Origin of the sequence: Halomarinibacterium sedimenti (assembly GCF_019312585.1) — a bacterium.
GTDB classification, from domain to species: domain Bacteria; phylum Bacteroidota; class Bacteroidia; order Flavobacteriales; family Flavobacteriaceae; genus Halomarinibacterium; species Halomarinibacterium sedimenti.
Genome location: NZ_JAHWDP010000005.1, coordinates 140754 through 165276 on the forward strand (window position 1 = coordinate 140754; position 24523 = coordinate 165276).

Annotated in this window: 21 protein-coding genes; 11 read left to right on the forward strand and 10 right to left on the reverse strand. The window is 37.2% G+C overall.

Going from position 1 to position 24523, the window contains the following annotated elements:
* Window positions 1–23 precede the first annotated feature (23 nt).
* The 6 genes from KXJ69_RS11810 to KXJ69_RS11835 form a co-directional block, all read right to left on the reverse strand.
* Window positions 24–839, reverse strand: coding sequence for an energy transducer TonB (locus KXJ69_RS11810; RefSeq protein ID WP_219053321.1), 816 nt, complete (start codon window positions 837–839; stop codon window positions 24–26).
* Window positions 840–841: 2 nt separating this feature from the next.
* Window positions 842–1234 (reverse strand): ExbD/TolR family protein, encoded by a 393-nt coding sequence (locus KXJ69_RS11815; protein ID WP_219053322.1) that lies wholly within the window; start codon window positions 1232–1234, stop codon window positions 842–844.
* Window positions 1234–1935, reverse strand: coding sequence for a MotA/TolQ/ExbB proton channel family protein (locus KXJ69_RS11820; RefSeq protein WP_219053324.1), 702 nt, complete (start codon window positions 1933–1935; stop codon window positions 1234–1236). The genes KXJ69_RS11815 and KXJ69_RS11820 overlap by 1 nt, the downstream gene beginning before the upstream one ends.
* A 49-nt stretch (window positions 1936–1984) precedes the next feature.
* A complete protein-coding gene (nhaD, locus tag KXJ69_RS11825; RefSeq protein ID WP_219053325.1) occupies window positions 1985–3370 on the reverse strand; it encodes a sodium:proton antiporter NhaD in 1386 nt (461 codons plus the stop codon).
* Window positions 3371–3392: 22 nt separating this feature from the next.
* Window positions 3393–4619, reverse strand: a complete 1227-nt coding sequence (locus tag KXJ69_RS11830; RefSeq protein ID WP_219053326.1) for a Glu/Leu/Phe/Val dehydrogenase dimerization domain-containing protein — start codon at window positions 4617–4619, stop codon at window positions 3393–3395.
* A gap of 68 nt (window positions 4620–4687) precedes the next feature.
* The gene (locus KXJ69_RS11835; RefSeq protein WP_219053327.1) at window positions 4688–5752 is read right to left on the reverse strand and encodes an anhydro-N-acetylmuramic acid kinase; all 1065 of its coding nucleotides are present in this window, start codon (window positions 5750–5752) and stop codon (window positions 4688–4690) included.
* A gap of 93 nt (window positions 5753–5845) precedes the next feature.
* Between KXJ69_RS11835 and KXJ69_RS11840 the strand changes: the two genes are divergently transcribed.
* The 7 genes from KXJ69_RS11840 (at window position 5846) to KXJ69_RS11870 (ending at window position 15239) form a co-directional block, all read left to right on the forward strand.
* Window positions 5846–6988, forward strand: a complete 1143-nt coding sequence (locus KXJ69_RS11840) for an acyl-CoA dehydrogenase (RefSeq protein WP_219053328.1) — start codon at window positions 5846–5848, stop codon at window positions 6986–6988.
* Between the two features lie 191 nt (window positions 6989–7179).
* Window positions 7180–8520 (forward strand): microtubule-binding protein, encoded by a 1341-nt coding sequence (locus KXJ69_RS11845; protein WP_219053329.1) that lies wholly within the window; start codon window positions 7180–7182, stop codon window positions 8518–8520.
* 182 nt (window positions 8521–8702) lie between these two features.
* Entirely contained in the window at window positions 8703–9758 is a 1056-nt protein-coding gene (locus KXJ69_RS11850) for a hypothetical protein (protein ID WP_219053330.1), read from the forward strand.
* Window position 9759: 1 nt separating this feature from the next.
* Complete coding sequence (locus KXJ69_RS11855; RefSeq protein ID WP_219053331.1) at window positions 9760–11721, forward strand: AAA family ATPase; 1962 nt, start codon at window positions 9760–9762, stop codon at window positions 11719–11721.
* Window positions 11718–12971: a DUF6638 family protein gene (locus KXJ69_RS11860; protein ID WP_255571333.1), complete on the forward strand. Its 1254-nt coding sequence runs from the start codon at window positions 11718–11720 to the stop codon at window positions 12969–12971. The genes KXJ69_RS11855 and KXJ69_RS11860 overlap by 4 nt, the downstream gene beginning before the upstream one ends.
* Window positions 12968–13492 (forward strand): hypothetical protein, encoded by a 525-nt coding sequence (locus KXJ69_RS11865; RefSeq protein WP_255571334.1) that lies wholly within the window; start codon window positions 12968–12970, stop codon window positions 13490–13492. Before KXJ69_RS11860 ends, KXJ69_RS11865 begins: the two co-directional genes overlap by 4 nt.
* 85 nt (window positions 13493–13577) lie before the next feature.
* Window positions 13578–15239 carry a hypothetical protein gene (locus tag KXJ69_RS11870; protein WP_219053332.1) on the forward strand — a complete coding sequence of 554 codons (1662 nt, stop codon included), beginning with the start codon at window positions 13578–13580 and terminating at the stop codon, window positions 15237–15239.
* On the opposite strand, the gene KXJ69_RS11875 is transcribed toward KXJ69_RS11870, so the two are convergent.
* On the reverse strand, window positions 15236–17140 hold the full coding sequence (locus KXJ69_RS11875; RefSeq protein WP_219053333.1) for a putative porin: 1905 nt from the start codon (window positions 17138–17140) through the stop codon (window positions 15236–15238). The genes KXJ69_RS11870 and KXJ69_RS11875 overlap by 4 nt on opposite strands.
* A gap of 147 nt (window positions 17141–17287) precedes the next feature.
* Here KXJ69_RS11875 and rnhB point away from each other — a divergent pair, with 147 nt between their 5' ends.
* From rnhB to KXJ69_RS11895, 4 genes are all read left to right on the forward strand, one after another.
* Window positions 17288–17887: a ribonuclease HII gene (gene rnhB, locus KXJ69_RS11880; RefSeq protein ID WP_219053334.1), complete on the forward strand. Its 600-nt coding sequence runs from the start codon at window positions 17288–17290 to the stop codon at window positions 17885–17887.
* A 72-nt stretch (window positions 17888–17959) separates the two neighbouring features.
* A complete protein-coding gene (locus tag KXJ69_RS11885) occupies window positions 17960–20383 on the forward strand; it encodes a hypothetical protein (RefSeq protein ID WP_219053335.1) in 2424 nt (807 codons plus the stop codon).
* Window positions 20384–20466: 83 nt separating this feature from the next.
* Window positions 20467–22101 (forward strand): OmpA family protein, encoded by a 1635-nt coding sequence (locus KXJ69_RS11890; protein WP_219053336.1) that lies wholly within the window; start codon window positions 20467–20469, stop codon window positions 22099–22101.
* Window positions 22102–22122: 21 nt separating this feature from the next.
* Window positions 22123–22809 carry a TapB family protein gene (locus KXJ69_RS11895; protein ID WP_219053337.1) on the forward strand — a complete coding sequence of 229 codons (687 nt, stop codon included), beginning with the start codon at window positions 22123–22125 and terminating at the stop codon, window positions 22807–22809.
* A gap of 20 nt (window positions 22810–22829) precedes the next feature.
* Here KXJ69_RS11895 and lipB read toward each other — a convergent pair whose 3' ends face one another.
* Genes lipB through KXJ69_RS11910 form a run of 3 tightly spaced genes read right to left on the reverse strand, consistent with a single transcriptional unit; the run spans window position 22830 to window position 24454 of the window.
* Window positions 22830–23549 carry a lipoyl(octanoyl) transferase LipB gene (lipB, locus tag KXJ69_RS11900; RefSeq protein WP_219053338.1) on the reverse strand — a complete coding sequence of 240 codons (720 nt, stop codon included), beginning with the start codon at window positions 23547–23549 and terminating at the stop codon, window positions 22830–22832.
* Window positions 23550–23552: 3 nt separating this feature from the next.
* Complete coding sequence (locus tag KXJ69_RS11905; RefSeq protein ID WP_219053339.1) at window positions 23553–24299, reverse strand: hypothetical protein; 747 nt, start codon at window positions 24297–24299, stop codon at window positions 23553–23555.
* Window positions 24296–24454 carry a YqaE/Pmp3 family membrane protein gene (locus tag KXJ69_RS11910; protein ID WP_219053340.1) on the reverse strand — a complete coding sequence of 53 codons (159 nt, stop codon included), beginning with the start codon at window positions 24452–24454 and terminating at the stop codon, window positions 24296–24298. The genes KXJ69_RS11905 and KXJ69_RS11910 overlap by 4 nt, the downstream gene beginning before the upstream one ends.
* Window positions 24455–24523 lie beyond the last annotated feature (69 nt).

The following is a 24523-nucleotide window of genomic DNA, read 5'->3' on the forward strand; positions in this document are numbered from 1 at the left end:
AGATACTTTTTTCCCTTTAAATGTTAATCTGAAAGCTTAAAATTGTAGATTATCTTCCCTATTTGCTTAGCAGGAGCATTTTCATCTGCATTAAAGCGTGTTGCTAAGGCAGCTCTTTTTGCTGGCTCTAACAAGCACCTTGAATTATTTGTAGTACCGCGAACTCCAGGAGTTGCACTTATCACTTTTCCATTTCGGTCTACTTCAATACTCACGACCACTTTACCAGCTTCGTTGCAATCCTGTACAAACTTTTCTTTGTTTATGGCTTTTCTTCCACCAAGCAAATAATTTCCATCACCGTCTAGTCCTTTTCCTGTTCCATAGTAGCTACTAGCATTGGGGTCTCCATTGGGATCTCCTTTATCACCTGCTTTGTCATCGTTACCTTCACTCCCATCGGCTTTTCCATCATTTTTTGGCCCGTTGATAAGGCTTGACAATGCATCAGTAGTTGACTTATCTGGCTTGGGATCGGGTTTTTTTGTTTCTACCTTTTTGGGAACTTCCTTAGGAGTTTCTTTTATAGTTTCCTTCTTTTCCTTTTTAATAACTGGAGCATCGTCGTTATCCTGCGTAACCACCTCTTCGTTTACTTCAGTTTTGGTTTCTGGAATAGGTTCGGGTGTTGTTTCCTTGGGTGCTGTTTTAATAGGCTCGTTGGGCTGTTCATCTCCCTTACCATAATCCATGGTACCAAAGTTTACGGCAATACCATTTTCTGGAGGTGGATCTAAATACGTAAATCCGAAGTAAAAAAGCAATATCAGAATAATCACGTGTAAGATTACTGTGATAGTCATGCTTTTTCTTTTGTCTTTAGTATCCAGCAAACTCATGGTTAATTGGGTCTAACAGCTAATACAACTTTAAAATTATTTTTATTAGCAATATCCATCACAAACACGGCGTCCTCTATAGGAACTCCTTCTTCGGCACGCAGAATAATAGTGGGTTCCTTTTGTCCAGCTAAAGCTGTCTTTAATTCTTTCTCTATGCTGAATTCACTCACGCGTTCCTTATTCACGTAATAAGCGCCATCTTTTGTAATACTCACCGAAGCTTTTTGCTGATTACTGGATTTTCCTTTTGCCTTTGGCAGAATTAAATCTAATGCATCCGGCGTAATGGCTGGCGAAGTCAATAAAAAGAATACCAACAAGAGAAACACGATATCTGTCATCGAGCTCATGCTAAATTCTGCACTTACTTTATTTCGTCCTCTTAAATTCATTAAGCAGGTTCATTTAATAAATCCAAGAAATCTACTGCTGTGGCTTCCATTTGATGCACCACTTTATCAGTTTTTACGACTAGATGATTATAGCCCATATAGGCAATAATTCCTACTATAAGACCCGCAACAGTAGTTGTCATAGCCGTGTAAATACCTTCGGCCAAAGTTCCCATTTCTGCCTGCCCACTACTGGTGGCCAATTGGTGAAAAGCTAATACCATTCCTATAACTGTTCCCAAGAATCCAATCATAGGGGCAGCCCCCGCAATAGTAGCAAGGATACTCACATTTTTTTCCAGTTTATATACTTCCAATCGTCCTGCATTTTCAATAGCAGTATTAATATCATCCAATGGACTTCCTATACGGGATATTCCTTTTTCAGTAAGACGGGCAACAGGAGTATTATGCTGAGCGCAAAGCACTTTTGCACCCTGAATGTTCCCACTGGAAACTTGATCTCGAATTTGATTCATAAAATTGCTATCCATTTTTGAAGCTGCTTTAATAGCAAATAGTCTTTCAAAATATAGGTACACTGCCACAAAAAGAAGCACAAAAAGTACTGCAATAATAATTTGCCCAGCGAGTCCACCACTCACGATAAGATCCATAATGGATAAGGTTTTCTCAACTGATTCTGGTTCCAGCTCTTGCAAAGCAATGTCTGTATCCTCCTGTAAAAAGAAGTTTAGCATAAGTAAATATGTTTTTATTGGTTAACGGATGAAGTAACTATAAATTGTTTTAAACATGGTGAAATAAAACCCGCTCAAAAAGAAGGAAAACTCCAGCACCTGTAATAAAGCCAATAAATGCGAGCCAGGTAATTTTTTTAAGGTACCATATAAAGTCTATTCGCTCCATTCCCATAGCGGCAACACCAGCAGCAGAACCAATAATTAACATACTACCCCCTGTACCAGCAGAATAAGCAATGAAGTGCCATAAAACAGAATCCGTTGGTGAATCATACATTCCAATAGAAGCTGCAACCAAGGGTACATTATCTATTATTGCAGAGAATACACCAAGTAATATCACAACAACATCTTGATTCGGTATCGCAGATTGTAAAACTTCGGCTAAATAACGAAGTGTCCCAACGGGATCTCCATTTTCGGCAACACCATAGACTAAAGACTCCAATCCAGCAACCGCCATTAAAATCCCAAGAAAGAATAAGATACTTGAAATTTCGATCCTTGATAACGCCTTATGCGCAGAGTATAAATGTCTGCGTTCCTTGCTAAAGTCCTCCTCTGGGTGTATATATTCTGAAACAAGCCATACAACCCCAAGCGCCAACATCATTCCCATATAGGGTGGCAAGTGGGTTAAAGTTTTAAAAACAGGCACCGAAACTATCATTCCAAGACCTAAAAAAAGCATGGTTCTGCTACTTAATAACTTTTCGGACACAGTATCTTGGTCACTATCTTCCATTTCAATTTTACCTCTAAAGGCTGGTAAATAAGAAGCAACAAGAAAAGGAACTACAAAACAAACAATGGAAGGTAGTACCACAAACTCAATTAAACCTAAAGCCGTTACTTTATTTGCAATCCATAGCATAGTAGTGGTAACGTCTCCAATTGGAGACCAAGCTCCGCCAGCATTCGCCGCAATTACAACCAAGGAAGCGTACCAAATTCTATCGGTTTTTGAATGAATTAATTTTCGAAGCAACGTAACCAATACGATAGTAGCAGTAAGATTGTCTATTATGGCAGATAGGATAAAAGCCAATATCCCAATAATCCATAATAATTTTCGCTTACTTTTTGTTTTAACAGCACTTTTAAGCACTTCAAATCCTCGATGTAAATCAATAATTTCAACAATGGTCATCGCTCCTATCAAGAAAATAAGAATCTCTGCCGTTTTCCCTAAGTGATGCAGTAGTGTATTATCAAAGCCATGATGAGCTTCATCAGTGCCAGATAGTCCATCAAACACATTCTCATAGGTATCAATTACATTAAACCATCCTTTATAAAAACCTACGGCTAACAATGCCCAAATTAAGGCTGCCATGATCAATGCAGGTACAGTTTTATCTAATTTTAAAGGATGTTCTAAAGTGATGGATAAGTATCCTATCACAAAAATTAAAATGATAATCGATTCCATAAAAGGGGGGATTAATTGTTGTCTAAATTAACTGTTTCAATGCAATTTCAAAAGCAGTTTTACTAATATTTGTTTTACTACTATTATTGTCAAAGGTATTTTGAATGGCATTCTTAATGGTAATGGATGTATCATTAAAAATGGCTTCATCGGTCATCTGTACTTTGCGCTCCATAAAATAAGCAAACACGCGTGCCATTCCGCAATTACTAATAAAATCTGGAATAAGACTTACCTTTTCATCGGTATATTCCATAATGGGACCAAAGAAGATAGCTTTATCTGCAAAAGGTACATTGGCACCACAACTTATTACTTCCAAACCAGATCCAATCATTTCTGAGATTTGCTCTTTCGTAATTAATCGTGAGGCGGCACAAGGTGCAAAAACTTCAGTCTTAAGCTTCCAAATCTTATTGTTAATATCATCAAAAGGAATCATGTTTTTTGCAACCAATTTGTTTCCATCTTTATTTAGAAACAAACCTTTTATTTCTTCAAAACTGAAGCCCTCTTCCTTAATAATACCTCCCGAACTATCAATAATCCCAACCACTTTAGCTCCCATTTGGGCCAAATAATAGGCTGCTGCCGCCCCCACATTTCCAAAACCTTGTACCACTGCACGTTTCCCTTCCACACTGCCACCGTAAATATCATAATAATGACGCACTGCTTCAGCCACGCCATACCCTGTAATCATATCGGCCACAGTATATTTTCGGCTTACATCTGGAGAATAATTTACATTTTCCAACACCTTTATCACCCCTTGACGCAACTGCCCAATTCGGTTAATTTTATCCGCTTCTGTTGGGCTAAAATGTCCATTAAACACCCCTTCTTGCGGATGCCAAACACCACTTTCTTCGGTTATAGGAATAACTTCATGAATCTCATCTACATTTAAATCACCCCCCGTCCCATAATAGGCTTTTAACAAGGGAGAAACTGCCTTATACCAACGCTCTAAAACGCCTTTCTTGCGAGGATCGCTTGGGTCGAAATTAATTCCCGATTTTGCTCCTCCAATTGGCGGTCCAGAAACGGTAAACTTTACCTCCATGGTTTTTGCCAAACTCAACACTTCGTTTTGATCTAGTCCCGGACGCATACGTGTTCCACCACCAGCGGCACCACCTCGTAACGAGTTGATAACCGTCCAGCCTTCGGCTTCGGTTTCGGGGTCATTCCAGTGAAAAACAATTTCGGGGTCTTTTTCTTCGTACTTTTTAAGAAGTTCCTTCATCTATAATTGGTAAGTAAGACCGCAAATATAAAAAATTGAAAAGGGTAAAGATTAATTTTAGGTAAAATTTATGGATTGAATAGTATCCCACTAGAATGATCGTCTTTGGCTCCAGTAACACTTGCCAAACAATTTACCTCATTGCGTAATTTTAGCACTCCTAAAAGTCCAAAAACCAAAGCCTCTTTAAATTCCAAAATTTGTGAATTTGGAACAATTATATTTAATGATTTCTGAGCTTTTAATCTTTCCAATAAAAAGGTATTATAGGCTCCACCACCTGTTATGAATATAGAACTGTTTTCTTTAAACTGATTTGAAAGTTGCATAGCCACGTGCTCCACAAACGTTCGTAAAATGTTCTGGGGCGTTTCTTTTGAAGCTTCCAACAACGGAAAAATATATTGTTGCACCCATTCTAAGCCTAAGCTCTTTGGAGGCTTTTCAGAATAAAATGATAGCATGTTTAATTGGCTTAACAGTACTGTGTTGAGAGTTCCCCTTTCTGCAAAAGTGCCACTTTTATCAAACGGCGTTCCTAATTTTTCAGCATAAAAATTCATTACGATATTCACAGGGCAAATATCATAGGCGATTCGCTTTTCTTTTTCTTCAAAAGAGACGTTGGCAAATCCGCCCAAGTTTAAACAATAATCATTCGCTGAAAATAGAAGTCGATCTCCAATTGGCACCAGTGGCGCTCCTTGCCCACCCATTACCACGTCCTGTATTCTAAAATCACAAACCACTTTTTGCTGAATTCTTTTAGCTAATAATGGAAGATTTCCTATTTGCAGTGTGATTCCTTTATGGGGTTCATGTAAAATGGTATGCCCGTGACTACAAACCGCCTCTAAATTGGTAATGGAATGCTTTTCTATAAATGTTGTAATTACTTCGGAAAGATAGTAAGTGTATTCTTTGTTCAACGTTTGTAATCTTCCTTCAGAAAAGTGAATCGCCTCCTTTAATATTTCCTTCCAATCCTCTGAATAAGGTATCGTTTCGGCCACTTCAATCGTAAAATCCCATTCCCCTTTTTCAGAAACATGAAACGCACACAGCGCTAAATCTATCCCATCTAGCGAGGTGCCACTCATAACTCCAATAACTCGATACTTTGTTTTTTTCATTTTGGTAAAAATAACGGGTTTTATTGAAAATCTCTCATCAATGAAGTATCTTTGCACTCATTTCGAAAACGATTTAGAGATAAACCTTTTATTATGGATTTTAGCCTTTCTGAAGAACACCTAATGATACGCGATGCGGCTCGCGATTTTGCCAAAACAGAACTCCTTCCAGGTGTTATAGAGCGTGACAACTTACAAAAATTCCCAACCGAACAGGTAAAGAAAATGGGAGAGCTTGGCTTTCTTGGAATGATGGTCGACCCAAAATACGGTGGGGGCGGGATGGATACCGTTTCCTACGTCTTGGCCATGGAAGAATTGAGCAAAATTGATGCTTCGGCTTCGGTTATTGTATCGGTTAATAATTCTTTGGTATGTTACGGATTACAAGCGTATGGTTCTGAAGAACAAAAACAAAAATATCTTACCAAACTTGCTACAGGACAATCCATTGGTGCATTTTGTTTAAGCGAACCCGAAGCGGGAAGCGACGCTACTTCGCAACGAACTACTGCAATTGATAAAGGTGATCACTATCTTTTAAACGGAACCAAAAACTGGATTACCAATGGTGGCACCGCCGACTATTATTTAGTAATTGCACAAACTGATCGCGAAAAAGGACATAAAGGAATTAACGCTTTTATTGTTGAAAAAGGCTGGGAAGGATTTGAAGTAGGTCCTAAAGAAGATAAATTAGGCATTCGCGGAAGCGATACCCATTCGTTAAACTTTAACGATGTAAGAGTGCCGAAGGAAAATAGAATAGGTGAAGATGGCTTCGGATTTAAATTCGCCATGAAAACCCTTAGTGGTGGCCGTATCGGGATTGCTGCACAAGCTTTAGGAATTGCGGCTGGCGCGTATGAATTGGCGAGAGATTATTCAAAAATTAGAAAGTCTTTTGGTACCGAAATTTGCAACCATCAAGCCATTGCATTTAAATTGGCAGATATGCATACACAAATTGAAGCAGCGCGTCATTTGGTGATGAAAGCAGCTTGGGATAAAGACCAAGGCAATAATTACGATATGAGTAGTGCCATTGCAAAATTACATGCATCGCAAACTGCAATGGACGTTACCGTTGAGGCAGTACAGATTCATGGTGGAAATGGATTTGTAAAAGAATACCACGTAGAACGACTCATGCGTGATGCCAAAATCACTCAGATTTACGAAGGCACGAGTGAAATTCAAAAAATTGTGATTTCGAGAGGATTGTTAAGAGATTAAAAAGCTATCAAGTTTGAATAAAAAGCCCAACAAGTTTGTTGGGCTTTTTTGTTTTTTAGAATTTTCAAAGTAACAAAATCATTAAATCTTCGACCTATAAAGCGTACTTTTCTAAAATGTACTGTCTAACTCAATTTTTTTACCGAAATTAACACTCCAAAAAAAATACTAACTCATAAATAGCCATACCTATGTCTGATGATTTTGATTTATTAGAAACCGATTCCTCCTCAAAACAAGAAAAAGTAGAAGTAAACTGGGGAAAAGCCGTAGACCAAATGAAGTCTAAACTCGCACAGGAAGATGACCCTGAAATGCGACAAAAAATATTAAACGCCACCCTGGACGATGTGGTGGGGATGGCCGAAAAAGACCGCACTTCACTACTCGACGCCATTAAAGACCTTACCGATTACCAAGACGAAGTAGGAATTATTTTCGAGAAATTCTCTACCCTTAATGCGAAAGAGCAAAAGGTGATTGACGATGCGCAAAAAGCCTTAGAACGTGCCAGAATGGAACTGGAGGATGCCGAAAACGTAAAAGACAACTGGTGGAATAACCTTTGGGGGCGTAAATCGCGTATCCGAAAAAAACAAGCCGAATTAGAAGCTGCCGAAAAAACCCGTGAAGCAGCTGATATGAAGGCCAAAGCGATGTTCCAAGAACGAATTGAAACGGCAGATGTACAGACTTTGCTAAGCGAATTGTCCTATAAAAGTCAAGCTGCTGTAACGCGTTTGAAAAATCGTGAAGTGGAAATAAAAGAAGTGGAGGACAAATTGCAAGATGCGATTGTGGAAGCAAGTAAAAACCACACCAAAGCCCTTGAAAAGAAAAAAGAAACCGAAGACCAACTCGAAGAGCAGTACGCTTTGTTAAAACAAGCGCGCCTTGAGCTGGAAGAAATTGCCGACAAACAATCGACTGCCTATAGCGAGGCCATTGGTAAAATTACTGTTATTGAGCAGAAAGTAGAAGAACTGGAAGGGTTGAAAAATGCATACACGACATTAGCTGCAAGTAAAGATAGCTTCGTGCATAAGCACAACTTAACCATCAAGGTATTGACCTCTTTACGAAGTAATTTACAAACGCATCGTGCAAAACTGAAAAGTGATACCGATGAGCGTTTAAAATATTACGATGGCTATGTAGTGGCTTTAAAAGCACGTACCGATCAAGAGTTTGCCGCCATTTTAGAACACTTAGGTGTTAAAACAGATGAACATATTGGAACTACGCTGGCTGCTATGCATAGTGCAAGTGCTAAGGCTCGCCAAGAAATGATGGACAACATCCCGGTTCACGAAAAAGTGATGCAAGGGGTGTATGGAAGTTATGCGGAAGCCCTTCAGGAAATTAGAGAAAAGGATGCCGAAATTCAGAAGGATTTTGCCAATCGTTACGGAATTGATATGAAAGAAATTTTTGAAGAATTCTATGCTAGCGATGGTAATGCGCCATCCCCTAACCCTGAAAAAGCACCTGAAGATCCAAAACCTTCAGGAGATGGAGATTTATTGGGATAGTCAAATAAATGGACGCCGTGTCGTAGCTCGGCGTGACAAAAAATAATTACATCTTCTTTGTCATTGCGAACCTGCCTGCGGTAGGCAAGCTTAATTCGGAATCCATTTAAAATATCTAATAAATTCGATTATGTATGCCTGCCAAACAGGAAAGCTCGACCAGTCAAAAACTAATGTAGAAAATGTCTTCCATTAACCAAATAGTTACGCCACTTGATAGTGCTGTTCTTGAAACCAAAGAACAGTATCAAGTGTATTTTAAAATTGTGAACCATGCTTTTGGGGAACTTTTTAAAAGTATTGCAGAGCGTACTATTTGCAATCCGTTGGAGATATCCTTTTTAGAACAATACTGCGAATTGATTACCTATTCCTTAGAAGCATTTCGAGTGAAGTATTTGTACAACGATGAGGACAAAATGAAAATCGATGTCACCGAATCGGGTTTCCCAAACTATTTAGAGTTTCGGTATTTAATAAACGATTTAGCTTTGAAAAATGAGCATATCGCCAAACTCCCAAAAATAGATACGCTTAAAGCCGAATTTCTTGAAGGATTACTAAAATATAAAACACCCGTTTCCAGAAGAAAATTGGAACAAGCGGCTTCAATTGTGTATTATACTTCGGTAGACGCTCGCTATATTTTTAAACGATTTGTTCAAGGGAAAATTCAGAAAATTGAAAACAATCCCAATGCGCCTTATTTAATTAGTTGGTCGTTTTACGATGTGGGTAGCAACCGCCCCTTTGTGTGTTTTATGTACTTCGATTTATATAAAACCACTGTAGAAGAATATACGCAAGAAATCTATGAAATCCTCGAAAAAGTAGCCGACAGAGACATGAGTTTGGATATGATGGCATACGCTATCGATAAAAAATTACCAAAATTATTACCTAGAAAACTTCGGAAAATAGATTTAGGACCCATTCACAATGTGTTTGCAAAAGACGAATTGCAAGTAACTCATTGTATTTTGGAGGGGATTGTAAACAAAGTGCTGGATCTTTCGGCACACGCTATTTCCTTAACCGTAGAAGATATTGAAACCAAAGGAAGTTTTAAAGAAGGTAGTTTTTTCAGTAAGCAAGATCTACAAATATGGGAAGCTCAAAAGCCAAGAAAATATCTTTTCAGTCCGCATCGTGTGATACAAGTGGTCTATGATAGAATTCCAGATTTCCTAAATAACCTAACCGAAGAACCCATCGAAATTCCTACATTAAAATTATAATATGGAGCACAATACTACTTTTCCTATAAAAATTACCGAACTCAACACCCTGAGAGATGAGGCTACCTCCTTTCTAAAAGGGGTGCAATGGGACCAAAGTTTAAAGGCGAAAAACCGAGATAAAAACGGAAAAGATGAATCTATTCTGCTCTATTTGTCCAAAGCCACGGGAAATAGCACCAGTGAGGTTATTTCAGTTTCTAAAACCATTTTAGGGTTAAAAAAGAAATTATTACCAGATTCGGTGGCTATTCCGTTACACCTCAACCAAGCGTTGTATGCGCTGCAGGAAGGAATCACGATGGGATTGTGGCTTCGGGATAGTTATTATGATGCTTCGGGTTTAACAAGTTTAAACGAACGGAAATCGGCTTTGGATACTTCCGAAAGAAGAGAGTTTGATAGCAAACAACAAACGGCTACAGCGTTTATGTTGTACGGAACGGCCTACCGCATTTTATACGATTTAAAACCGCTAACCGACGATGTAAGCGTGATGAAAAACAAGTTCGCAGGTATTCCGGAGCTTTCATTACAATCCCCTATGCGTGGGGTTTCGTGCCTTTTATTTTATTATGACAAGTATTTAAATCACCCCGAAATGATTACCAGCGACAAAGATATGCTGGACTTTTCGGTCGTGTTTTTTGAAGCTATTATTGCTGAAATTCAATTGCGAACTGCCTCTTTGGAATACACCGAAAGTATTACAGACCGCACATACAAACTCGAAAAAAGTGAATTTGCCGTTTCAGGATGGGAAAACGTGTTTGAAGGCACTGCAAAAAGTGTGGAGTTTAATAAAATTAAATTTGAAGAAATTGTTGGAAACCGAGATGCTAAACATTTTGCACGTCGTTTAACTGAACGAATGCTGAGTTACGACTTCGCTGCCAAAAAGAATCCGTTTCAGGAATTGGGAGGTTTTATGCCCGTGTTTATGGGTTACGGAATTCCGGGAACGGGAAAAAGTATGTTGATTGCCGCCATTGCCACCCGATTAAAAGAACATTGCGATAATCTCGATATTCCGTTTTTGTTTCACCCCATGCCCGACACCTTAATTTCGACCTTTCAAGGAGGTTCTGCCGAAAAAATGGTACAATGGATGAAGCCCTTGCAAGACCCTTCAAAAATTATATTCGCGCCTATAGATGATGCAGAAAACAATTTACAAGAGCGAACCGCACAAGGAGTTTCTGCTGGGGTAAAGGAAGTGATTGGGGTGTTTTTACGTTATACCGAAGGGGCTTACGCTGTGAACTACGGAAATAGTTCCATTGGACTTTTCACCAATCTACCTGAGATGCTGGATAAAGCGGTTATCTCTCGTGTGCAAGGACGTTTCAAAATAGATGGCGCACGTACCCTGCCAGATTTTGTAGACCAGGATTATTTGTGGTGGCGAAAAATTGAAAAAACCATGCCCGGTTTTGTGAATATGAAAAACCCTAGCGATTATACATTTTTAAGCGAGCAGGGCTTGGCTAAAAACTTGGGAGAGATTTTAAAAGCTACTGAAAAACCCACCGAGGAACGTGTGTTAGAAATTTATGAGGAAACCGAAGAAAAACACAAACTTGACGAGCATTTATTTTATGCCGAACTGTACAAAAACATTCAAAAGGCGTTTCCATTTTTCTCTTCCCGAGATATCCGAAATATACAAAGTGCGGTTTCACTTCGCCTGACGGATTTTGACCTTCCGAAGGAATGGTTTGAAAATGGAGAATTGTATTTCAAAAAAGATTACGATACTAAGTTCGGAATGCTACAAGAATTAATGAAAGCCAATATGAAAGGCTTAAGCTTTTCTGATATTAGAAAACAGGAAGTGATTCGATATTTAGACAATGTGGCAACCATTGCCGACACCGATTTTAAACGAAAAGTAGATCAGCGAGTACATGAACTGAATGTGCAATTGGAAGCCAGAAAACAATTTGAAGAAGACGAAGATTGATAGATAAACTAAAAGCAGCAGGATTATTTGGCGGGGCGTTAGTCCCCGTTTCTGGATCGTTGGCAAAACGCTACAACGATTGCCTGGCATTGTTGGGTATGCAACCCACAAAACTCACTAGTTTTTCTATTGATGCGATGGGTTGGAGCCCTGAAATCGCGGAAGAAATGAAAGAACCCTTTTATTTGAATCTAGGTGAGGCCAACAGCAATGCGATTATCGTTTCCCCCATGCAGGAGGGAAAACCTGTGCACAATCCTTTTCATAGTTTCGATAGAAATATCATGGAAGCCATTTTTGCCGCGTATCCACAAGAAATTAGAGACATTACCAAAGATGCTGCTATATGTGTACAACTTGACCAAAACATAGACGCCTATTATGCTCCTTTTGATTTGCTTCAGTATAAAAAAATAACACTGAGTTTTACCATAACTCACGACTTGCAAAACAAACAAAAGGAACAAAAAGAACTCGTTGCTACGTTCCATGAGGGTAATAACTTTATCGATCTTCAACTTCATGAAAAATTGTTAGAATCGGCTAAAAGCTATGGCGATTTACGCCATAGAAAACTTCAATTGGAGCCCATCGTTTTGGACATTGGATCGTTTTACACCAAGGCCTTTGGCGGGATTTTCGTGTTGAGAGATTTTATCACCGATATCATTGTTTTTGAAGACTTAGAAATTTTTCAGAAAGCCATCAAAGATACCGTGCACGATGTCACACTTTTTCACGTTAGCCATAATGAATTGACATCTACATTGGTAAATCACCTTATTGCCGATTTCGATATTAAAAAAGCCGCAAAAACAGAACGCTACGCCCGAATTAAAAAGCAATTTTTTATTGAAAATTTTAGTGATTTTGACCATCCCATCAAAGAAGTTTTAGACAGCCCATTTTTATTCAAAAAATATATTAACGAACTCGATGAAGAAACGCAAAAGAAGATTTTGAGCGTCGAGATTTACAATCAGCGAAAAATTGTAGAACGGGAGCTTAATATTTCGGATGTGGTAGCTTTAGAATACACCAAAGCCTTGTTAGAACCCCATTCCTCCTTAGAAGAAGAACAAAAAGAACTCATTTGGCGATTACTTACCGAGATGATCCCTAAAGACCCGTTGTATTTATATTGGTACAATAAAGAGGAATTTTACAAAGCCTTTAAAACTTGGCCTGAATCCTATCAAGATTGGGTAATAGATTGTATATTAGAACATAACAAAAAAGACCAGCCATGATTACCATAGAAGTTATTGTATTTATTATGACCATTTTATTTGGAATTGTAATCTATGTGAGAGAATCGAAAAACAATAGATTGTATCGCTTTTTCAACAAATTGATGCACTCCAAAGAGTTACAAATGAAGGACGACAACCATAAAGGATTTGTATATCAACAACCTTTTCTACTTCGATTGGTCTGGATGACCTTATTATTTTTATTGGTCGCTGTCATTTTGAATTTTATTATTCCTTTTCAAATATTTCAAATTCAGTATGTTGCCACGGCTATAGTGGGAACTCTGATAGGAACTTATGTTGCAGCGGCATTTTTTGGTGCTTCCAAAGGGTTGCAAAAGGAGAACATAAAAGAAGCTATTGAAAAAGGAAAAGATTTTGTTGAGGAACTTGCCGAAGATAAAAAGGATACCATTGAAGTTGAGGCCAAAGAAGTTCCCGAAAAATTAGAAGAACAAAACGAACCGAATCAAAAAAGTGCCCGCGACCGATTAAAGGATAAGGGAATGATTAAGTAATGAAGGTACTAGGTTAGGGGTCAAAGGTAAAAGTATTTTTACCTAAGAATTTGACCCAGAACCTAAAACCTTAAACCCAGAACCTATGCTAAAAAACTACTGGAACAAAGGAAAAAAACAAAAAAGAATCGTCATTATAGGCGGTTTACTTTTGGTGCTATTGTTATTCTTTTTACGGGATGATTATCAGCCTGCTTTGTTATTTCTTCGCAGATATATTTTTATCATTCTTATTGGAGGTTTGTTTTTATGGTTTACAATTTCAAAATTCCGAAAAGCACCTAGTGCGGGAAGACGTATCCTCATTTTACTAGGAATTATTGCCTTTTTTGGGATAGGCTGGTACTTTGGATGGAAGGTTAAACTATATGACTATATGCAAAGTTATAATGTATATAAGCATCTTAAATTGGTAGAACTCAACGAGCTTCCATTAACGCAAAACGAACGCATTCAGCCTTTCAATAATATTCTTACCATGGCCTATGAATCCATTGGAGAAACACAGGAAGTTACCCTGCCCCAATTGGTTCGTGTCGATTCCTCCAACCAATGGACGATGGCCGTGCAGCCTTCCAAAGAATATATGTGGCAACGCATTAATGACAACACTGAAGAACTTTTTACGGTAGAGAGTACGACACCTTTTCCGCGTTTTTCGGGTGAAAATCGGATTCCCGTAACCTTTTCCATTGGAGAATCCTTAGCATTTAGCCGAAACACCTACAATGCCGTGGTACAACGATTTAATTTGTTTCAGTTATTTACGATGGAACCCAGCGATGTTTTTTATATGAAAAACGATGATGGCAAATGGGTGCAAGTGGTAAGCTTAATTAAATGGAAAGGATTCTTTTTTCCCTATCCTACGTACGGTGGCGTGATGGTTATAGACCCAGGGGAACATACCACAAAAGATTATTTTGAACGAATTTTAATTGGAAAAGGAACCTATATTTCTCCTGAGGAAACTCAAAACCACCCCTATTTAACTCGGCAAAATACGTTAGCCGAAGAGGTTTCTCGATTACAGGCAGAGTCGCTTAAATTTCTAGCCGGATTTACAGATCCACTGCCTTGGAATATGGAGACGGCTGTCAAAATACCTGATATGCAAGACGATGAAAACTGGCAACCCTTTGTTACTGACTTCAACTTTACAGGTATGGATATAGATGCCTTCAACGGTCTATATCACTGGTTTGGATTGGAACCAATTGGTGAGGAGCGCACCAGTCTTTCGTTTAGTGTCATGATTCCTGCAGATGGAACCGATAAATTATATTATTACAACCACGCAGCTAAAAAAGAAGGAATGGCAGGGGTTTCGGCAATGCCTTTAAAAGTCATTGAATCCAGAAAGGAATACGATTGGAGTGTTAATAAACCTGTTGAATTTAGACCCTTTATCAAAGAAATTGGAGGTAGAAAACGCTTGTTTGTGTTATGTACTGTGGCAGCTAAAAAAGATGATAGTAAAAAGTTTGATGGAGCTTCCACTCCAGATTTGGCTTTGGTGGATTGTCAATACCGCGATGTCATTTGGATAGATTCGAAGCATCCTTCGCAGTGGGAGACTACCATATTAAATCAGTTAGGGGAAACCTGGAAAACCTCCGAACGATTGAAAGATGAAGACATTTGGCCCACACGAACCGAAATCGACGTTTCCAAAGAAAGAGATAGTTTAGAAATAGATACTATTTCTGAAGAAATGATTGAGATTTTAAGGGATTCAATTAATTAAAGGAAGAAATTCCACACCAACCCAAAACGTACCACGGCATCGCGATACGGATAACTAGGTGCTGAGTAATGATTACTCGTATTACTGAATAATTGATTTACGTGTTCCCATTTAAAGAAGATACGTGTTTGACGGATTTTGGCGCTAAAGAAAATATCTAACAATGGAAATCCTCCTAATTCTTCATCATTTTGTACATAAAACTCGGCGAGTACTGGATCGTAAGCATTCATATTGTAAGATGTGAAATATTTAAACCCAATTCCTGTTTGGATGAACGCTGCTTTTTTAAACCATTCGTCTTGAAAATATAAGGATTGTCGCGTTACAATCTGCGGAATATTAAATACTTCTTCTCCCCCTAAAGCCTGCTGAAATAACACGGTGTTCATTAATGCGAACTTTCCATATTTAAATTCTCTTTCGGCCCTAATTTTTAAATAATCCACTCTGTCTCCAAACTGCTGTGGTGTAGGTGCAGTATCGCCTTCAGCAATGGCGAAATAAGTATAATCGTCAATCCCGGTATAGCTTACAGATGCTTTCAGCAATTTTTTGGAATCAATTTCGAAAAACAATTCCTGAGTTTTCACATTGTTGAAATTGGTCTGCCAATTGTAATTTACATAGTCGCTCTGATACAATAAGAAATTAAAATTAGGAGCAACACTGTGGATTTTAATATGTCCATTCACTGAGTTATTCTCATCGAAATCAAAGGAGGCACCTCCCAACAAATAGTTAGCATCAAAATCTCCCGAAATATTAATAGCGCCCTTTCCGAAGAGCTCAAATCCTTTATATTCTTTTTGATAGGAAGCCCCTGCGCTTATTAAATTTCCTTGTAAACGGTTGGTAATGATTCCTTCGTCTAAAACCAAAGCCGAATCGTACCCGTAGTCATAATCGGTGTAGCCAATAAAAGCTGAAATATTTCCCAAAAGGGAATTGTGTAAGGTGGCACTCCCCTTTGCTTCAAATTTATCGAGAACCGTTTTCGTGAATAAATCTTCCGTTTCGTAGGCATCGCCATAGCCTTCAAAGGGTGAGGACTGTCCGTATTTAAAATCCTTGGTTTCGTAGCTAAGTGTATTCCCAAGGGTTAAAATAGAATATCCAGTGCTGTCTTTTTTTGAAATCAATTTATATTCCTGAATACCAAAAAAACGAAGCCCTTCCAGTTTATTATCAGCATCTTCAAAATTCACATCTAGTCTTCCCCTATCTTGAAACTCAGATTCGTTGGTTTCAAAAAGAATTTTAGAATTTTCGGTAAGACCCCCATTTTCTTCATTAAAAATGTCTTGCGCGGCAAGATGCGCTCGAATATGATACCGATTATTTTTGGTGTGGTAGTTTGTAGTAAATCTAAAATTTCCCGTACTCGTCAAAGCATTTTGATACTGCCCTAACGATCTTACCCCTTTATATGCAATAGAAAAGTTAAAACGTTCATTAGTGTTTACGGTAAAAAAACCATCCATTTGTTGTCCTTGCGAAAAGGCCGTTTTAAAGTATAATTCGGTAAGCGGCGTAGGGACACTATAATAATTTATATCCTCGGCATCAGTATAATTAAAATGATGCGATTGTGCGACAAACAAAGGCATCAGGTTTTCTTTGTCGAATGAATAGGCTAATGAATTATAGGTTTGCCCTACGTTGGCAAAAGGGAGTAATTCAAAATTATCGCGTCGTAAATAATTGAATTTGTATTCCTTTTGAATGGAAAGTGTCGTATCGAGATAGGTAGTATCTCTTTCAAAGGAGATAATTTTATATAAATCGATGGGAGGTTTTTCAGTCTTCCCCTTTGGCATATCTCCTCCTGAGGGATAGTTTTGAGAAAACACCATTGCATAGCAACAAAAAAAGAAAAGTAGCAAAAGTGTTTTTTTCATTCTGAAGAAACTTAATGGGCAAAGTTAAATTTTTTAAACGGAAAAGTGTATTTTTAATTTCATCCGTAAATATTATTTGATAAATAGGAAGATGCAATGCCTTAATTTATTTAACTTAGAAATTAATCATTAAATCTTTGGCATTTTATGCTAACCCTAAAAATTCATCAACACTTACTGGAATGTGGCACCGACGAAGCGGGACGGGGATGTTTGGCGGGTCCTGTGACCGCAGCTGCTGTTATTTTACCCAATGATTTTTCGCATCCATGGTTAACCGATTCTAAACAACTTTCAGAAAAAAAGAGACAAGAATTACGCCCCATTATTGAGACAGAAGCTATCTGTTTTGGAGTTTCGCACGTCATGATGGAAGAAATTGATCAACTAAATATATTAAATGCTTCCATTTTAGCAATGCACCGGGCCATTGAGCAACTTACACAACAACCAGAGTTTATTGCGATAGATGGTAACCGATTTAAGCCTTATGGCAAAACGCCTTACGAATGTGTGGTAAAAGGCGATGGAAAGTATTTGCACATTGCCGCTGCTTCCATTTTAGCTAAAACCTACCGTGATGATTTTATGGAAAAGATACACGAGGAGTTTCCGAACTATTATTGGAACAAAAACAAAGGATATCCTACGGCAGAACATCGCAATGCTATACGAAAACACGGCCCTACGCCATTTCATCGCAAAAGTTTTAAGTTACTTCCCGAGCAATTAAAACTAAATTTTTAGACTGTTAAAAACCCGTCAATAAACTATTGTTAACAAATCCACTTTTTGAACTAAACCTTGTTATTTTTGTGTATGCAAAAATTATCGAATCTCGCTTTTGTATTAGCCTTTGTATTCTTTTTTTGGGGATGTGATACTTCCTCCAAAAAAAACAAAGAGCTTTCTAGCTTTATTCCAGAGAGCACGCAAACAGTATTGAAGATTAAAAATTGGGGAATAACCGCTCAGGATTTCAAAAAAAATAACCTTCTCAATCAATTAAATGGAGAGCCTTTTTCGGAATTTTTTAATACTAAAAAGTCCGTTTTTGATTTGGTGAAACCCACGGGAAATGTCATTTTATGTAAAGAAGCCGTGAATGATTCCACAAACCATTTCACACTAATTACCAAAATATCGGCGAATCTGTTTAAACTAGATTCTATTGAAGGTGTTTCGCAAACAGACATTCCTTTTAATGGAAAAAACATTAAGAAAACAGTTTTTAATGCTTCCGAAGCCTTTAGCATACAAATAGATAGTGTTTTCATGATGTCCACTTCCGAGGCCATTTTGAAAAAAAGTATGGAAGGAAAAGTGAAAAAAAATGCGCTATTTTCAAAGGCATTTAAATTAAAAAATGACCAGCAACTTGCATATATCCATGAGCTTAATGCCCTAAAGGAAAATGATTCAATTTCCTATCCTTTTGCATCCTTAGCTTCATTCGATTTACAAGTTTTACCCGATGGCGTAGTAGGTAATGGCGTTGTATTGGTAAACGACTCCTTGCCTCAACTACTTTCGGTTTTTAAAGGGCAAATCCCTCAAAAAAATGATGCTGCCTCAATTATACCCCTTTCAGCAAAGGAAGCACACTCTTTTACTTTTAACGATGTAAATTTGCTTGAGAAAAACATTCAATTATTTAAAAGTGATTCTTTACACATTGACCCACTTTTTGAATCTATCAATGAAATTGTTACCCTCAAACTCTCCAATGAAAATGCAATAGCTTTGAAGAGTTTAGACACACAAATTACGTGGGATGAATTGGCAAAATACATATCAGAGAAAGAAACTTTTAGGGAAGTTCAGCTCTTCGCTTTTACTGAGGAACAACCTCTATTTAACGTATTTACACCTTTAATAGAGGACACTACTTTTTCAATTGTTTTTGAGTGGGAAGATTTTATCATTTTTACCGAAACAGAAGAAACAGCTCAGCAATTAATTTCAGATTTTCTAAACAATGCTGTACTTGCAAATGCTCCTTATTTTGAAAGTGCTTATGTGCAATTAGCCCAGGCTTCCTCATTAACTACCTACTCATTACAAGGGTATTCTGGATCCTTTTTTTCAAACATGTTAGACACAAAATCGTCTAAGTTGAATAATTTTCCATCAGCCATTGTTCAGCTTATTTATGACAGAGATTTTGCTCATCTCAATCTTATTTGCAAAGAAACTTCTGGAAAGAAACAAGATAGCGGACTTATTAACCAATTAATTTCTGTGTCACTTGACAGGGAGATTGTAGGGAAGCCCCAATTTTTTACCAATCATAATACGTTAGGTAAAGACATTGTGGTACAGGATATTTCCAATGTGCTATATTTTATCTCCTCCAACGGAAAAACTCTTTGGAAAAAGCAATTAGACGGTGCAATTTTGGGTAGCATTAATGAAGTAGATATACTTCGAAATGGCAAAAAACAACTTGCTTTTTCCACTAGAAAAACCTTGTATGTTTTGGATAGAAACGGTAAAGACGTTGCTCCATTTCCGAAAAAATTTAAAGACCCCATTACCCAACCTGTATCTATTTTTGATTATGATAATAACCGCAAATACCGATTTGTAATTTGTCAAGACAAGGATGTTTTTATGTATGATGGCCAAGGTAAAGATGTGAGTGGGTTTACATTTAATAAAGCTTCATCCAGTATTGTATTACCACCACAACATATTAGAATAGGAAATAAAGATTACATCCTAATTGCCGAAGAAAATGGAAAACTTAATATTTTAAGCCGTGTTGGAAAAGAACGCATAAAACTGAATAAAACCTTTGAGTTTTCTGAAATTCCAATAGAAAAAGAAGGAAGTAACTTTGTAGTTATTACAAAAAACAAAAGTAAAGAAACCATTTCTCAGGACGGAAAAGTTAGTTCACAAGCCTTACAAGTTTCTAAGAATTATCAATTTGCAATTGAAGGAACGATAAAGGTAACGTTAGATGATCATTTACTTAGAATTAATGGGCAGTTAGTGGAGTTACCTCTAGGTGTATACTCAAAACCACAAATATTCAGTTTTAACAAAGAAAGCTTTATTGCGCTTACCGAACTCAAAGAACATAAAGTCTATTTATTTAATAAATCTGGTAAACTTTTTCCTAATTTTCCGGTTTATGGCACTTCTGAAATTGACATGGCGGACGCCAATAAAAACAAAAAAATAAATCTGATTGTAAAAGGACAACCTAAGGAAGTCCTTCTATATCAACTCAATTAAAAAAACTAAGCCCTCTCTATATTTTACATTAAAGAAAATACTACTTTTATAATCCTCATTATTAGTAAATTGAGGATTACAATATGAAAACAGATTATCTAAGGATTATTGCGCTTATTGCACTTTCCTTACTTTTTATTTCGTGTAAAAATGAAACCAAAAAAGATACTGTTCCCTCCGAAAATAAAAATATTCCTGTACTTGAAGGAAACAAAGCAACTGACACCGAAACTTTAAAAAAAACCTACGAAGATTTATTAAAAACAGGGGCTATTGATGCAAACCAGTTTAAAGAATATATGGAGAAAATTCAAGAAATGAAAAATGGGAATAGCACTAATAAATCTGATTCCAATTTTAGGAAAAATCAACTTGACAAATACACCAAAAAAATTAGAGAGAAAAACTCGATTAAAACAGAAGCGCAACTTGAAGCTGAAGCAAAAACAGCTAGCCTTAGAAAATTATTAGGTACTACAGACAATTCATTTATTGAAGAAAATATTACCAGATATTCTCTTTGGGGTAATCGCGACAAAAGAGAATCATTGAAACAACTGGAAACGGCTTCCAAAGAAGAAGCCAACAAAATAATAGCTACCTATTTCGAAATTACACCGAAAGAATTGGATTTACTTAGACCACTCCCGTCTAAACAAAAAATAAGAACCGAAATAGAAGCACGAACCATCGCAAAACAGCCATTACCCCAAACCATAGAAGCCTATTTAAATAGCGGGCAAGCCTCTTCAAAATTTAAGGCGATGATGACCAGTAGAAAAAACGATATGATTATTTTTTCTGGTGATGTGATCAAAGCTTCCGAAAAAGCGCGAAAAGAATTTTACAAAAACAACCCTGGTTGGTATGGGGAAGCTACTACCACGGGAAACACCTATAGAGATTCTCGAAATAAGTTTATTTATTTACCACTAGGAGAATTATCCTTTGCAGATAACATTATAAGCCATGAGTTAGGTGAACCTGCGGGTTCAAATACCCAAGGTGCCTTGGGAATACCCGATATGGATGATATTGATTTTCCCGATGGCGACCCACGAATTTGCAATATTGGTATTAAAGGCCAACTCACATTAGAGTTTACAAATAATGCTATTGTAGATGTAAATGGTCCCGATCTTTATGTGTTTGAGATGGGTGCAATTGAACCCACTAATTTGGAAATTTCGAAAGATGGTAAGCATTGGATTAACGTAGGGCAAATAAAAGGAGGAACTGCAATGGTCGATATAAAAGACTTTGTGAAACCAAACGAAACATACACGTATGTTCGGCTTACCGATTTGGACACACCAAGCCAATTACCAGGTGCGGATGTAGATGCTGTAGCAGCCATAGGAGGGGCATTGCGTTTAAATCTGGATAGTGCGGTGCTTTTTGATACTGGAAAATTTCAGTTGAAAGAAAGTGCTTCATCTGAACTGAATAAACTTGTGACAGCCATTAAAGAATATCATAAAGGACATATTATTGTAGAAGGACATACAGATAATATGGGAAATCCTACTAGCAATAAAATGCTTTCAGAAAATAGAGCAAAAGAAGTTTCCGCTTTTCTAAAAAGCAAACTCTCTTCAACAAACTATACTTTTGAAGTTAAAGGATTTGGAGAAAATCAGCCCATCGCACCCAATGACACCCCAGAGAATAAACAAAGGAACCGTCGTGTAGAAATACTTGTGGTTCCCATTAAATAACCCTTGTAAAAAATTTAAATTATGAAAAAAAATGTATTAATTCTGTTAATTTCTTTTCTATCTATAGGTTATACTAATGCTCAAAATTGCAGCAAATTTTACCCCTTGGAAGATGGCACTACCATTCAAATAACAAGCTATGACCGAAAAGGTAAAGTAGCTGCTACAGTTGACAATAAAGTACTTGGTGTTTCTGAATCTCAAGGCACTGAAACGGCTACTATAGAAGCAGTTGTTAAGGATGATAAAGGAAAACTTATTGCAACGAGTAATTATAACATTAGCTGCACGGGTAACATTGTTTCAATTGATTTTAAATCACTTATGAGTCCTCAGATATTTGAACAATTTGGAGAAATGGATTATGAAGTTACAGGAACTGATCTTCAAATACCAAATGATATAAGGGTTGGCCAAGAATTACCCGATGCAAATATGGATATGGCTATAAATATGGGTGGTATAAATATGAATATGAATGTAACTATGAAAGATAGAAAAGTAATTGGTCAGGAAGAGGTTACTACCCCTGCAGGGACGTTTAATTGCTTTGTTATTAGTTATAATTTAGACATGAAAATGGGTATGAATCAAAAGGGGTCTGCCAAGCAATGGATAGCTGAAGGTGTAGGAATGGTAAAACAAGAGGATTATAATAAAAGTGGTAAGGTGACTAGTAGTAGTTTATTAACTGCTTATAGCAAATAATAGTATACCAAGGGAAGTCCTTATGACTTAGCAAGGGTTTCCCTTTTTACTTTCGCTTCAAATAATGCTGAAAAATGCTTGAGTAGTTTTTCTTTTACTTCTTCCATAGAAACTTCCGTTTTTCCTAATTCCACATTTAAAGAAGTGACAGCTTTTCCCTTAATTCCGCAGGGAATCATATGGTCGAAATACCCCAAATTAGCATTCACATTTAGGGCAAATCCGTGCATCGTAACCCAGCGGCTAGCGCGAACGCCCATAGCACAAATTTTGCGCGCAAATGGTGTTCCTACATCCAGCCAAACACCAGTTTCGCCTTTACTTCTTTCGGCTTTTAAGCCATATTCAGCTAAAGTAAGGATTACCATTTCTTCCAAAAATCGAAGATATTTATGGATGTCTGTAAAGAAGTTTTCTAAATCTAGAATAGGATAGCCCACAATTTGTCCAGGCCCATGATAGGTAATATCTCCGCCACGATTTATTTTATAAAAAGTAGCATCAATTTCGGCTAACTTATTTTCATCAATTAACAAATTATCGAAGTCTCCACTTTTACCAAGCGTATAGACATGTGGGTGTTCCACAAAAAGAAAGTAATTAGGTGTTTTGAGAGACAGTTCTTCTCTCCTATTTCGGATTTTTATATCAATTATTTCTTTGAATAACCGCTCTTGATAATCCCAAGTTTCTTTGTAGTCTTTTAATCCTAAATCTTGTATGTCGACAGACTTGTTCAATCTTTATTTTTCAAGTTCAACTTCAATATCCAAAATATCTGGATTCTTTATATACTCGACAAAACTACGCTGCAATTCTAGAGTTTTTCCATCCAATGAAAAAGTAGCATCCTCTACAGATGACTTTTTAATTTTTCTAGGGAAGGTATATTTTACTTTATAGGTAATACCAGTCATAAAAGCCTCGGCATTTTTTAAACTATCTACCTGAGTTTTGTGAGCGGCTTTATCTTTAATAAAAGCATCGCGTTTAAATTTTCCTTTTACATAAGAATAAGAAACCCCTATTACATCTGGTTCATCTTTCTTTTCTTCGTCTTCAGTACTTGAACTTGCTCCTGGAATTACGTTTTGAGATTGCTCAAATCCTTTCATTAAATCATTGGCTTCAGATATATTTTTAAAGTCGGTGAAAATATCAATGACCATCTTATTAGTTTCAGGATCGGTAACCATTCGCATTTTATAGTTCTCCATAGCCTTCAGCCTTTTTTGCTCTGCCATAGGAAGTTGTGCAATACTGTCCTTTTTTTGTTCTAAAAGGTCTTTAAATGAAACCACCGTGTCTTGTTTAACAAAGGTGGAATCCTGTGCCATTTCGCCACTAAAAGCCATCATTTCACTAAGGTCCATACTTATGGCCATAGTGCCAGTTCCGTCTTCGTTTAAAACTAAAGTTTCGGTAAATTGGCAACTTACTAATGCAATTGTAATTACAACTAACGCAATTAATTTTTTGAATATGTTCATCTTTTTGGGTTATTTAAAATAATTAGCGCAGCAATGACCCCAGGAATCCAGCCACAAATGGTTAAAATTAATACAATTAATATGGATCCACAACCTTTATCAATTACTGCTAATGGGGGAAACAAAATAGAAAGTAATACTCTCCATATACTCATAACACAAAATTAAGATTAATATTCAAGCAATAAGTCGTTTAAGAAGGATTTTGTTACAAGGTGCCATTT